The sequence below is a fragment of the Alkalibaculum bacchi genome (genome assembly GCF_937875145.1).
GTDB classification, from domain to species: Bacteria; Bacillota; Clostridia; order Eubacteriales; family Alkalibacteraceae; genus Alkalibaculum; species Alkalibaculum bacchi_A.
This window is the reverse complement of record NZ_CALNCS010000107.1, coordinates 38,909-52,859: the sequence shown is the minus strand read 5'-3', so window position 1 is coordinate 52,859 and position 13,951 is coordinate 38,909. Positions and strand designations below refer to the sequence as shown.

Genomic DNA, 13,951 nt, shown 5'->3' with positions numbered 1-13,951 from the left:
AGGCAGGACATCATTGCGCCCTCTTGTTATTACCCCAGCAGGTCCTGGCTCGACAAATTTTGAATCCATAGCTTCCATTAATGAATGGATTTCTTTTGATTGATCAATCCTTTTATTAATATCAAGAACACGCTCTTTTTGCATGTTTATTATGTTTATTTGTGATAAATCCCCAAGCTCATAATCTAGGAAAATATCCATTGTAACATCAATATCCATTCCAGCGAGAAAAACGCTGATGATATTTTTATTGATGGTATCTAAATCAGAAATAATAGCCCCATTTGACTTTAAATATTTTGTTGATATCTCAGCGCTATTTGCAAGCAGATACTGAAAATCAAGGCCAAAGAGTTTACACAAGGCAGATCGTAGGGAAGTTGTTTCTAATCCTTCATACCGTATAATAGAATTAATAAACTCCAAGCGCTCTTTACCCTGTGGAAGCTTTCCAAAAATGTGTTGACCATCCTGAATTTGCGTGTTTCTAATAACGGTCAACAGCTGATGGGCCTGCTCAGTAATCCGGTTAAATTCATCATGATAATTATCTAAATTAATCTGCTTATCTAAATTACATTTTTCAATTTCCTCTTTAATTAAATGCTCTAGCAAGTGGGCTTGAGTCTTATCTGACGTTTTTAATTTTTCATATTTTTCTAATAATGTGTTAAGTTCCTCTAAGTTGTCGTATAAACCACTTGTTGTAAGTACTGTTTGCATATGATCTACAAGTGTGCCTAAGCCTCTACGCTTTGCTATAATTCCTTCCGGAGGATTATCTGAATTATAAATATATAGAAAAGGCATATTTCCCACAACTATGTCCGGATAACATCCATCCGTTAATCCAGTCCCTCTTCCTGGCAAAAATTCGAGATTGCCATGGGTACCTACATGAATTAAAATATCTGCCTCATATTTTTTTTCATAATATTTATAGGTAGCAACATATTGATGTGTTGGCGGTACATTTGGATCATGAAGAATTTTGCATACTGTACCGTCGCATCTTGCTCCAGCGCAACCACGTTTCGGCTGCACACTAACTAATGCATTTTTGTAATTAAGGCCACTAATGACAATCTTATCTTCGTATATCATTGCAGGAGGAATATCGTCTATCTCTTCTCCTGGAGGATTACCCCAGCTTTCAGTCATTCTCTTGCGAGCACATTCTGGCAGCTCATTAAACCACTGCTGGTATTGTTCTTTAGACACATAGTCTAAAGCGCCCCCTTTGTTTATAATCTCCTTTACAGTAGTCCAGCGAAATTCTGAAATCGCCTTTCTCGACATGAGGGTATCGCTCAAAATTTTTCCGCTTTCTGGAACTTCTTCTAACTCATACCCTGCCTCTTTCATATTTTTTAGGATATGGACAATACTTTCAAAGGTGTCTAAATTTGCACCTCCGCCTACACCTGCTTCTACAGAAGCACAAGGGAAGCTATTTAAAACAAATACAACTTTTTTGTCTTTATTTTCTTTTTGAGCAAGATTTGCCCATTGTATTACACGGCTTATCAGCTTCTTACATCGTTCTTCAATGGCTTCCATATTATCTAAATCCGATGTTTTATGGGTGGCACCAATTAAAATTGGTTCAATAACACCTTCCATTTCTGGAAGAGCTATGGACCATCCCATATCACTTAAAGTACCAAAAGGATCATTTAGCCATTCATCCTTAGACATCGTAGAAGTAGTTACTGGATGAACGACAGGGCAGTTAAGGCGTTTTAACAGGTTTACAGATTCTGGTATATTATTTTCATCCACAATAGAACGGTCCATTAAAAAAGAACCCTGCATTTTAATCATTACATGTATATAGGGCATTCCCTGTTTATCAAAGAAAAATTCATTTACTGCTGAGGCTGCCCCTTTGCAGCCAAGGTCTAGATCTTCTTTTATAGCCGTAAATACAGGCAATACGGAATATCCATTTTCTTCAATCATACGTATTAATGTATTTTCGATGGCTAAATCATCATTTACCCAATTAGATCGAGAAAACAAGAGTCCTATGATGCCTTTTGGCGAAGGTGGACACTTCTCAAAATAAGCCTCTGATGACGTTATCATTTGAGAAAAATCCGGATGATAAATTCCCTCCCAGGGCATTTCACAGGGCTCTTTAAATGAGATTTCATCATCTAAAAGGCTAGCTAAATAGTTGACCATCTGTCCATAATTCTCGATTCCGCCATATGTAGTATATAAATTACATTTTGCTGTTTTTTCAATGTCCTCATAATCCTTAATATATTCTGTAGCATCGGTGCCCACATATAAGATTTTTTTGTTACAGCTTTTTGCTTTTTCTAATATATCTCCCCACATACTGAAACTTTGGGTAACATAATATACTACTAAATCAGCTTCTTCAATTTTATCAAGACATTCCTCTAAACTTGTCCATCCATCTTCTAACTCCTTTCCTGAAAAAATGGACAAATCAATTCTCGAATCTATAAAACTGGAAGCTCTCTTTATCATCTGATAACTTCCATGCCAAGTTGCAAAAAAAATCCGGCTCATGAGTATCTCCTTCCGCTATATAAAATCAATTTTCTCCACCAATAATTTGGTTGATCTTATCCATATCAAAATACTTTGTTTTTTCAAAGGGCATGGATTTTAAACGATGCAAAAACACCATCTTAACCACACTTTTCACGTCTTCCTCCGTCACATAATCCCTTCCATCAAAGGCCGCCATCGCTTTTGATGCTTTCATCATTGTTATATCCCCACGATGTCCGTCACTTTCTAAAGCAATAGCAATCTGAGCGTTGATAAGTAAAATGGCATCTGAAATAGAAACATTTAGTAATTTATCCATAGCATCAACAATTTTTTTCCTGAGACTTTCTTCAGCATCCTTGCATTTTTCAATATATTCTGCTGGTGACGCGTCAAATTCACTGCGAGATTTTACGATCTCAACTCGCTTTTCAGGATCACGAATTCCGTTAATCTCAATACTAAATCCAAAACGATCTAATAACTGTGGTCTTAAATCTCCTTCTTCTGGGTTCATCGTACCAACTAAAACAAAATTGGCGGGATGGGAAAATGAAACACCTTCCCTCTCAACCGTATTGACCCCCATTGCCGCTGAATCCAACAGCAAGTCAACAATATGGTCATCTAGCAGATTAATCTCATCTACATAGAGAATTCCCCTGTTGGCTTGCGCAAGAACGCCTGGTTCAAATTTTTTCTTTCCGCTTTTAATCGCTTCCTCAATGTCTAGAGATCCTACAACTCGGTCTTCCGTTGCAGAAACTGGCAAATCGACTACTTTCATCTTCATTTTTTCACTTTCCAATTTGTCTCCATGATTATATTTTTTCAAACAATCATCACACATTGTTTTTGGATCATTTGGATTACAATGAAATGGACATCCCTTTACTACTTCTATTTCTGGTAAGAGCTCTGCAATTGAACGTACTGCCGTTGATTTTGCTGTTCCTTTTTCTCCATATACAAGGATACCGCCTATCTTAGGATCGATTACATTTAATATCAGGCCCATTTTCATTTCCTCTTGACCTACGATTGCTGTAAATGGGAATGCATAAGTCTTTTTTATAGTTTTTTCCATTATTTTCCTACCTCACATAATCTATTAATTTAAGTATTGAATCACTTTTTAAGTCATCTAGTTTAAAATAGGAAGCTCCTAAACTATCCGCAAGTTTTTTTGCAATTCCAAAATTCAAAAGATTTCTCGCTTCAATATCGATCACCATAAATTCAAGGTCTTTGTTCTCTCTGATTTTTTCGGACATGGACATTAATTCTTTCCTCGGATTCTGTCCAGCATTAAGTGGCACATTTCCTTTACCGTCTGTAATAATAATAAGCATAGGCATTACATTTTGATTTTTGATTTGTTCGTTTTTTATGACTTGTAAACCTTTTACTATTCCTGCATTAAGGGGTGTCTTCCCTCCCGTTGCTATCGTTTCAAGTAGTTTATAACCTCTCACTACGCTTTTTGTAGGTGGAAGTACGACATCTGCCGAATCTCCCCGAAAGACTACAAGGGCAACTTGATCTCTTTTTATGTACGCATCCTGCAATAAAGAAAGAATTGCACCTTTTGTCTCCACCATTCTTTGGTTTGCACCCATGGAACCGCTTCCATCTACTACAAATACAAGCAAATTAGATATTTTTTTCTGACGAACCTTCTCACGGATATCGCTGCTGTGTACTGCAATAGCTAAATCTTTTTTATTACGGACTTTTTGAAAAGGTGCTGCAGCACGTATCGTTGCATCAAATGCTAGGTCATTATTTTTCCACTGCATTGTGCTATACAAGTACCGCCCTGATTTAACAGCTGAACGTATTGTAGTCCTCTTTCCTTGACCAGATCTAGCTTTTCTATCAGATTTGAAACCAAATTTTCGCACCTTATATGAATCTCCAGTTTCAAAGTTTTGAACATTAGTTTTGCTTTTACCCTGCTTTTGTGAAGGCTCATCTACATTATCTGTTTTGTCTTTGTCCTGTTCTGTCCCTTCATTTTGATCTTCTTGTTGTGAAACCTCAGAAGGATCTATGTTTTCATTTTCTAAGTTTTGATCATTCGTCTCCTGTTCTTCCTTTTGCTGGTCATTCTGCTGATCTTTTTGTTGATGTTCTTCTTGTTGCTCTTGCTTCTGTTCTTGATGGGATTTTTCATCTTCCGTTTTTTTTCTGTGCATTAGTACAAAATATGCAGCTTCTTCTATATCTTCCGCGATTACAGTTGTTCTAAGATTCATAGCTGCTATTGCCATAGCTGTTTCTCGCATAACTATATCTGCACGATGACCATCTACATTTGCTTGGATGCAAAGCTCTATAATTTTTTTTAAATCTGCCTCCGTGACGGTTACTCTTTTAAAGGTTTCGCGTGCTTGTTTTATGAATTGTTTCATCTGTAAATCTTTATTTTTAAACTCTTCATAAAGGGCACTTGGGTTGCAATCATATAACTGCCTTCGCTTTAAAATTTCAACTCGATTATTCGGGTTTTTTTCAGATTCAACATAAACATATAGCCCAAATTGATCCATAAACTGAGGGCGTAAAAACCCTTCCTCACTATTCATAGTCCCAATTAGTATAAAATCGCTTTCTTCTACAAGTGACATTCCTTCACGTTCAATGCGATTCACATGATCGGAAGCAACAGATAAAATCACATCCACAATATGATCGGGAAGTAGATTCACTTCATCCACATAAAGAATTCCATGATTGGCTTTTCCAAGTAACCCTTGTTGAAAGGAAATTTTTCCATTCTTTATCGTCTTTTCAATATTGATTGTACCAACCAGCATATCTTCCGAAATGGACAATGGCAACTCAAAAAACTTTTGATCGATTAAATCTGCTAGTGCGCGAACCATTGTTGATTTTGCTGTTCCTTTTTCTCCATTTATTAACAATCCACCTATCCGTGGGTTTATCACATTTAATAGCAAAGCCTTCTTCATTTTATCTTGACTAACAATTGCAGAAAAAGGAAATTTATAAGTTTGCATTTGTGACGACCTCCAACCTCTATTTCTAAAAAACCTTTGTCATATGAAACCACAAAAAAAGAGATCATAAAAAACGTTACCATTTTTTATGATCTCCTGATCACTAGACACTTCTCTTAAGCATCAGTTTAGTATAACATAACACCCATTATTTAATTATTAATAGGATTATAAAGTACAAAATTATATTTTATGTAGATAATCTTAGAGTTTTCTTAACTCGATTACAAAGTAGTATAGCATAATATAATATACCTTGTCTATAAAAAGTCAAAGTTTCCTGTTTTCATATCCATTACTATGCTTAACTGGTTTTCGTCCTTTACTATATTAGTAGCCTGTTTTATATCCTTTATCATACTTTATCCCTAATAAATTTTACATATTTATATATTCCTAGGTAATGATATTTTAAAAAGATTACTCATAAAATATTTTGTTTGCATTTCGCTTCACTGCAACAGGATTTGCCACATGGCTTGATGGTCTCATTACATAATTGATATTCCCCACCAGCAATATGAAGGACTTTGCCATTTACTAAAAATTCAGCAAGCTTTTTTCTAGCATTATTATAGATAGCCTGTACTGTAGTGCGAGCTACATTCATCCTAAGAGAACACTCTTCTTGATTCAATCCCTCAAAGTCGATTAACCTTATGGTCTCATATTCATCTACGGCCATAATAAGGTGATTATTCTCATCATTTTCTACGTCAAGTGGTCCAAATTTGCTATTATCCGGAAGGCAACAAACTCTTCTACATTTTTTTGGTCTTGGCATAATTACCTCCTAATTTATTTAAAACGATTATGTGTTATTTCCTATTTTAAATAAGTTTTTTATAAAATGAATTATTAAATTTATTGACATATGTCAATAACACTACTATAATTATAGTATAGCAAATATATTGAAAAAGTGGTATCTATTATCTAATTAATTTATTACTATTTAGGAGGGTTTACTATGAAAATTGCTTTACCATCTCGTCAAAATCGAATTGATGATCATTTTGGGCATTGTGAGTACTTTACAGTCTTCACAATAGAAGGCAAAGAGATTATATCTGAAGAAACGATTACATCACCTGAAGGTTGTGGATGTAAGTCAAATATTGCACAGCAATTAGCTCAAATGAACGTTACCATGATGCTTGCAGGCAATATGGGTGAAGGTGCTGTAAACGTCTTAAATCGCTCTGGAATAAAAGTAATACGGGGATGTTCTGGTGATGTAAGAGAAGTAGCATTAGCTTATATCAATGGGACACTAATAGACTCTGGAGTAGCCTGTGCTGCACACGAGCACGGCTGTCATTAAATGCTTTAGTCGCTAGACACTAGCCTATTAGTCTCTAGCATTAGGGTATTCCTTTTGGGTCAAGATCTTTCGCTTACGCTCAAGATGACTGGGTAGGAGTTAGAGTCAAAAGTAGAACTGTCTTAATATATAAAAAAGCGTATTAGATGCTTTTGCAGTTGTAAGTTCTATGTAAAATCTTTAGGCCACTAGTGGTGGCTATTAGGGGAAACGACGAGGGCGTCGTTCCCTAGTTTTTTTCCGCTTTCTGCATTCAGCTTTCAGCTTTCAGCTTTTACGAAAGTCTTCCCTTAAAATCCTCATAACCAAATTGGCGTACGATTTTGTTTTCTCCATCTATTCCATGAATCGCTATGGCAGGTAGTGGCATACCATTAAAGGTGTTGTTTTTAACCATACTGTAATGAGCCATATCACAAAATATTAGTTTATCTCCTTCTTTAAGGGGTTCATCAAAAGAATAATCGCCGATAATATCTCCTGCTAAACAGGTTGGACCTCCGAGCCTATAGGTATACTTTTTTTCATTTGGCAGTTTAGCGCCAATAATTTCTGGTCGGTAGGGCATTTCTAGTACATCTGGCATGTGGCAAGCTGCTGAAGTGTCTAATATAGCAATGTCTATTTTATTGTGCATGGTCTCTAGAACAGTAGTCACTAAATATCCTGTGTTTAGAACGACTGCTTCCCCAGGCTCTAAATACACCACTACATCATATTTTTCTCTAACTCGAATAATCTCAGAAACTAAAGTTTCTATATCGTAATCTTTTCTCGTAATATGGTGACCGCCACCTAAATTAATCCACTTCATCTGCTTCATATAAGAACCGAACTTTTCTTCTGCTACTCGAAGAGTGGTTACTAAATCATCCGAATTTTGTTCACATAATGTATGCATGTGAAGTCCTTCTAAATCTCCTAGTTGGTCAGGATAAAAATGTTCAATAGTTGTACCTAAACGAGAACCGGTAGCACAGGGATCGTAAATTTCATGTCCTTCTTGAGTAGACCATTCAGGATTAATCCGAAGTCCGCAAGAGCGCTCTTTTTTTAAAGCACGAGGACCAAATTTTCGCCACTGAGAAAAGGAATTGAAAATAATATGATCGCAAATTTCTACGATTTCAATAAATTCTTCTTCTTTATAAGCAGGGGAAAATACGTGATTTTCCCCACTAAAATGTTCATGGCCTAGTTTGGCTTCATAAAGCCCACTAGCTGCTGTACCACATAGATATCTTGAAATCAAAGGGTACATGCTAAACATAGAAAAAGCCTTTTGTGCTAGTAAAATCTTGCATCCGCTGCGATCCATAACATCTTTTAGTACCTCTAGATTAGAAATCACTTTTTTTTCATCTACTACATAACAAGGTGTAGGTAGATCATAAAAACGATCTTTCATTAGTCCACCAACTCTGGATTAAAGTCTTCCTTCCAAGGAAGTCCCCATTTATTTAAGGCTTCCATAAATGGATCTGGATCAAATTGTTCGATATTGAATACCCCTTCGCCTTTCCATGTTCCAGTCATGAGCATCATAGCTCCGATCATAGCTGGTACGCCTGTAGTATAGCTGATGGCTTGGCTTCCAACTTCTCTATACGATTCTTGATGATCGCAGACATTGTATACATAATAAGTTTTTGGCTCTCCATCCTTTATTCCTTTAAAGATGCAACCGATATTCGTCTTACCTACTGTACGAGGTCCTAAAGATGCAGGGTCTGGAAGAACAGCTTTTAAAAACTGTAAAGGCACAATTTGCTTTCCTTCAAATTCAATTGGTTCAATAGAAGTCATCCCTACGTTTTCTAAGCATTTTAAGTGAGTAAGATAGCTTTGTCCAAAAGTCATAAAGAATCGGATTCGTTTGATTCCCTTAATATTTAAGGCTAGACTTTCTAGTTCTTCGTGGTGAAGAAGATACATGTCTTTTGTGCCCACTTCTGGAAAATCATAAACCCTTTTAATTTCCATCGGCTCTGTTTCAATCCATTCCCCATTTTCCCAATAGCTTCCATTTGCGGTTACTTCACGTATATTGATTTCAGGGTTAAAATTTGTCGCAAATGGATAACCGTGATCTCCACCATTACAATCTAAAATATCGATCTCATGTATTTCATCAAAATAATGTTTCATAGCGTATGCAGAGAAGACTCCTGTTACTCCTGGGTCAAAACCACTTCCTAAAAGAGCTGTAATGCCTGCTTCTTTAAATTTATCTTGATATGCCCATTGCCATTTGTATTCGAATTTAGCGGTATCAAGAGGCTCATAATTTGCTGTATCTACGTAATTTGTCTTTGTCGCTAAGCAAGCATCCATTATGGTCAAATCTTGATATGGTAGTGCTAGATTTAAAACTACATCAGGTTTAAAATCATTGATTAATGCGATCAACTCGTCTACATTATCTGCATCTACTTTTGCAGTAGATATTTTTGTCTTTCCACCTTGTAGTTTCTCCTTCAGTTCATCGCATTTTGAAACCGTACGACTGGCAATGCAAATTTCTTCAAATACTTCTGAATTTTGGCAACATTTGTGAATTGCAACACTTGCTACGCCACCACAACCTATTATTAATGCTTTTCCCATTTTTCTACCTCCAATATCATTTGTTTTTAATACTCAATTCTAACAACAATTCTCTCATAATTTTTAAAGCTACGGCAGTAGAAACTCCACTTTGATCGTAAACAGGACACAGCTCGTTGATATCACAGGCTACAATATCTAGTTTACATACTTTTCTCACTGCCTCTAACAATTGTAAAAAATTCACTCCCCCAGGTTCAGGAGTACCTGTACCTGGAAAAACAGATGGGTCTAATACATCTAAATCTAAAGTAAAATAGATGGGCTTGCCCTGTAAAGACATAATGACATCCTCTAGTCCCATAAAATCAAACTTTTGTAAGTGTACATGGTCTTTTGCCCATTCAAACTCAACTCTTTCCCCTGAGCGAATACCAAACTGAAAAATCCGCCCATCTCCAACCAAATCCCAAGCTCGTCTCAAAACCGTAGCATGAGAGAGCGTAGCTCCTAAATAATCATTTCGCAAGTCTGTATGGGCATCAAAATGGATAATATGCAAATCCGAGTGTTTACTATGAGCAGCTCTAAGTGCACCTAAAGTGACTAAATGCTCTCCACCGATCATAACCGGCAATTTATGATCCTTTAAGATTTGTGCTGTTTTTTCTTCGATAGCGTCTAATGCTGACTTTGGATCACCAAAGCACAATTCTAAATCTCCATCATCACAAACCTTTTGGTCTTCCATGTCTGCATCTAAATAAGGGCTATAAGTCTCTAAGCCAAAGGATTCTGCTCGCATGGTTCTACTAGCAAAACGAGTTCCTGGCCGAAAGCTTGTAGTAGAGTCGAAGGGAGCTCCAAAAATTACGATATCTGCTTGTTCATAGTTTGTCTCACATCCAAGAAACTTCTCCATAGTTTACTCCACTTCCCTAATTAGTTCTTCTACATAAGTAGGCAATGCGAAGGATGCTTTATGCAATTTTGTATTGTAATACCGGGTTTTAAGACCTAGTTCTTCCCACTTTTGACAATCTAAATCCTTCACAGGATGGTATTTCTTAGAGGAAAATCCAAACAACCAATGACCAGAAGGATAAGTAGGAATATGAGCCTGATACACTCTGCACAATGGAAAACTAGTAATCATCCTCTTGTGTATTTGACGAACGGCAGAGGCATCTAATGGATAAAAGGGACTCTCATGCTGATTAGATAAAATGCCATCCTCTTTTAGGGCCTTATTGCAATTGCCATAAAATTCTTTTGTAAACAGCCCTTCTCCTGGACCAAAAGGATCTGTAGAATCTACAATGATAAGATCATAGTAATCCGTAAAACGTCTAATATAGCGTAAACCGTCTTCATAGTGAATTTTGACTCTAGAGTCATCTAAATCAGAAGCTACTGTTGGCAAATGCTCTTTGCACACCTGCACTACCTGCTCATCAATTTCAACTAAATCGATGCGCTCTACGCTTTTATAGCGACATAGCTCTCTTACTGCTCCTCCATCTCCTCCTCCGATAATGAGGATATTTCGAGGATTGGGATGAACGGCCATAGGCACATGGACGATCATTTCATGATAAATAAATTCATCCTTTTCCGTTAACATCATAAATCCATCTAAGGCTAAAAAACGCCCAAAATCTTCTGATTCAAAGACTTCTATTAGTTGAAATTCACTTTGTCCAGAATAAAGCTGACGTGTTACTCCTATAGATAAACCAACATTTTCTGTGTGCTTTTCTGTAAATACTAGATTCATAATACCCCTCCTTTCTGTTTCTAGCTAGCTTAAAACATTTAAATATTCTAATTCTAAGTCTTCAGGACCTGTTAAAGAACCGCCCTTTTCCTTAATGTACTTTATATAATCTAAAATTTCTCTTGTTATTCGCTCTCCAGGAGCGAGTATTGGAATACCTGGTGGATAACACATAACGCACTCTGCACAAATATAACCTGCTGTTTCTCCAATAGGCAAGGACTTGGTATCTGCATAAAATGCTTCGTTAGGAGTGGTTGCTACTTGTGGGCTGATATACTCCATTTTTAACATTCCGGATTTATCTCTTTTATAAAGGCGTCTTATTTCAGCTAATGCGCTAATCAAACGCTCTATATCTCGTTGTCTATCCCCCACCGAAATATAAGCTAATATATTTCCAAGATCCCCAAATTCTATTTGAATGCCATACTCATCTCTTAAAATATCGTATACTTCTAAACCTGCTAATCCTGTGTCAAAAGTGTTAATGCTAAGCTTAGTATGATCAAAATCAAATACAGAATCTCCATTGACGATTTCTTTAGAATAAGCGTAATAGTCCCCTATTTCATTGATTTCTTTCCGCGCGTAATCTGTTAAGGAGCATACTTTTTGGAAGATATCCTCACCATTTAGATACAAGTTTTTTCGAGACAAGTCTAAACTAGACATAAGCAAGTAAGAGCCACTCGTTGTTTGAGTTAAATTGATAATCTGTCTTATATATCCTTCACTCATATTTGGTCCAATAACCAGAAAAGAACTTTGGGTTAATGAGCCACCTGACTTGTGCATGCTGATACTCGCCATATCTGCTCCAGCAGCCATAGCATTTGTAGGCATATTTTTGCCAAAATAAAAATGAGTTCCATGAGCCTCATCTGCTAAAACATACATATTATATTGGTGCGCTAACTTTGAGATTTCCTTAATATTTGAGCAGATACCATAGTAGGTTGGATTATTGACAAAAACGGCTTTGGCATCTGGATTTTCTAAAATTGCTTTTTTGACATCTTCAAGTCTCATGCCAAGAGAAATCCCTAACCGTTCATCTGTCTGTGGATTGACATAAACAGGTATTGCGCCACAGATAATAAGTGCATTGATTACGCTACGATGCACATTTCGAGGCAGGATGATCTTTTCTCCCCTTTTACACACACTCAAAATCATACTTTGAACAGCTGATGTAGTCCCATTGACCATAAAAAATGCATGAGCTGCACCAAAAGCTTCTGCCGCCAACTCTTCTGCTTCTTTTATTACAGATATAGGATGACATAGATTGTCCAAAGGTTTCATAGAATTTACGTCTAATTCCATACACTGTTTGCCTAAAAAATTCGTCAGCTCTGGATTGCCTCTGCCCTGTTTATGACCTGGTACATCAAATGGAACTACTCTTTCTGATTTGAATCTTTTTAAAGCTTCGTAGATAGGGGCTTTTCTTTGTCTTTCAATAAACACTACTGTCACCTGCCTTTATTTTATATTTTGACCATAGTATATGTCGAGCATTTCTTTGCGTAAGCTATCTTTGATTTCATTTCGTTTATCTATAGATAATTCCTCTTCCTTTTTGTTGAAGAGGTAGTTTTTTAGTTCTAATTCTTTTAAAAGCATTTTTGTATGGAATAAATTTGCTTCTTTTACATTGATATCTACTTTTTCATACTTTTCAAGTGTTGAGTTTGCAATATAATCCTGAATGGAATTGATCTCATGATCCATAAATAATTTTTCCCCATTTACATCTCTTGTAAACCCTCTTACTCGATAATCCATTGTAATGATATCTGAATCAAAGCTATCAATCAGAAAATCTAAGGTACTCAATGGAGTAATTTCTCCACAAGTGGCTACATCTATATCGACTCTAAATGTAGCGATAAAGGTATCCGGATGATACTCTGGATAAGTATGAACGGTTACATGGCTTTTGTCTAAATGAGCTACTACGGCATCTCCTCGCATTCTCAGGCTATTTATAGCCTTTTCTGCAATAAGAATTGTAACACTAGCCCCTTCTGGATCATAATCCTGCTTTGAGATACTTAGTACTTGAGCCCCAATCATATCCGTCAAAGAAGTCAAAATGCCCGTAAGACGTTCTGAATTGTACTCCTCATCGATATAAGCTATGTACTCTTGTTGTTCCACAGCACTTTTTGCATAACAGACATCATATATGTTAAAACTTAATGATTTTGTTAGATTATTAAATCCGTATAGTTTAAGTTTTTTTTCCATTTATCAATCTTCTTTCTATTAGTAGGATAAGACTAGGCTTATAGCGTTAAATACGCAAGAACTCTATTTATTATTTCCTTCCTTATATGCAATCATACGCTTTGTTGAACGATGGTGAACGGTAGTTCAACAATCATTAAACAATTGTAAAATATTTCTCGCCACAGGCGAATTTCCGCTTTCAGCTTTTCGCATAAAAAAACCAAGTTTATATGTTACTCACATAAACTTGGTCTTCAATCGAATAAAATAATTCAAAACTCTATTGCCACATAGAATTAGTAGCATAAATTTTGTCCTCAGAGGCTAAGAGTTTATATAGCAAAGAATTACTTTTACTACTCTTATTGATTGATCCACAAGTTTAATGTGCTGCGATACACCTGGCTATTATTAGCCAACTTATCAAAATGAGCGTAACACTCAACCAATAAGGCAACAAAGTTGCCATTTCCGGCTTTTGACCCAGCTGTCCGTATGGCTATAAACTCTTTA

At 36.3% G+C, this 13,951-nt stretch carries 11 protein-coding genes; 1 reads left to right on the top strand and 10 read right to left on the bottom strand.

The features are described from left to right. From Q7P22_RS07190 to Q7P22_RS07175, 4 genes are all read right to left on the bottom strand, one after another. Positions 1-2,544, bottom strand: a 2,544-nt coding sequence (locus Q7P22_RS07190) for a cobaltochelatase subunit CobN (RefSeq protein ID WP_303862468.1), incomplete at its 3' end; no start/stop codon positions are given. 25 nt (positions 2,545-2,569) lie between these two features. Then, the gene (locus Q7P22_RS07185; protein WP_303862465.1) at positions 2,570-3,616 is read right to left on the bottom strand and encodes an ATP-binding protein; all 1,047 of its coding nucleotides are present in this window, start codon (positions 3,614-3,616) and stop codon (positions 2,570-2,572) included. A gap of 7 nt (positions 3,617-3,623) precedes the next feature. Next, positions 3,624-5,552 carry a VWA domain-containing protein gene (locus Q7P22_RS07180; RefSeq protein ID WP_303862463.1) on the bottom strand — a complete coding sequence of 643 codons (1,929 nt, stop codon included), beginning with the start codon at positions 5,550-5,552 and terminating at the stop codon, positions 3,624-3,626. Positions 5,553-5,976: 424 nt separating this feature from the next. Further along, on the bottom strand, positions 5,977-6,336 hold the full coding sequence (locus Q7P22_RS07175; RefSeq protein WP_303862461.1) for a DUF134 domain-containing protein: 360 nt from the start codon (positions 6,334-6,336) through the stop codon (positions 5,977-5,979). 186 nt (positions 6,337-6,522) lie between these two features. Between Q7P22_RS07175 and Q7P22_RS07170 the strand changes: the two genes are divergently transcribed. Continuing rightward, a complete protein-coding gene (locus Q7P22_RS07170) occupies positions 6,523-6,876 on the top strand; it encodes a NifB/NifX family molybdenum-iron cluster-binding protein (protein ID WP_113921158.1) in 354 nt (117 codons plus the stop codon). Positions 6,877-7,150: 274 nt separating this feature from the next. Here Q7P22_RS07170 and nspC read toward each other — a convergent pair whose 3' ends face one another. From nspC to speD, 6 genes are read right to left on the bottom strand one after another with little or no spacing between them, the layout of a single operon-like run. Then, positions 7,151-8,284, bottom strand: a complete 1,134-nt coding sequence (gene nspC / locus Q7P22_RS07165; protein ID WP_303862457.1) for a carboxynorspermidine decarboxylase — start codon at positions 8,282-8,284, stop codon at positions 7,151-7,153. Further along, positions 8,284-9,483, bottom strand: a complete 1,200-nt coding sequence (locus tag Q7P22_RS07160; protein WP_113921156.1) for a saccharopine dehydrogenase family protein — start codon at positions 9,481-9,483, stop codon at positions 8,284-8,286. The genes nspC and Q7P22_RS07160 overlap by 1 nt, the downstream gene beginning before the upstream one ends. A 16-nt stretch (positions 9,484-9,499) precedes the next feature. Then, positions 9,500-10,345, bottom strand: coding sequence for an agmatinase (speB, locus tag Q7P22_RS07155; RefSeq protein WP_113921155.1), 846 nt, complete (start codon positions 10,343-10,345; stop codon positions 9,500-9,502). A gap of 3 nt (positions 10,346-10,348) precedes the next feature. Then, complete coding sequence (speE, locus tag Q7P22_RS07150; RefSeq protein WP_303862455.1) at positions 10,349-11,200, bottom strand: polyamine aminopropyltransferase; 852 nt, start codon at positions 11,198-11,200, stop codon at positions 10,349-10,351. A gap of 24 nt (positions 11,201-11,224) precedes the next feature. Further along, the gene (locus Q7P22_RS07145) at positions 11,225-12,667 is read right to left on the bottom strand and encodes an aminotransferase class I/II-fold pyridoxal phosphate-dependent enzyme (protein WP_113921218.1); all 1,443 of its coding nucleotides are present in this window, start codon (positions 12,665-12,667) and stop codon (positions 11,225-11,227) included. A gap of 21 nt (positions 12,668-12,688) precedes the next feature. Beyond that, positions 12,689-13,456: an adenosylmethionine decarboxylase gene (gene speD, locus Q7P22_RS07140; protein ID WP_113921153.1), complete on the bottom strand. Its 768-nt coding sequence runs from the start codon at positions 13,454-13,456 to the stop codon at positions 12,689-12,691. Between the last annotated feature and the right edge of the window lie 495 nt (positions 13,457-13,951).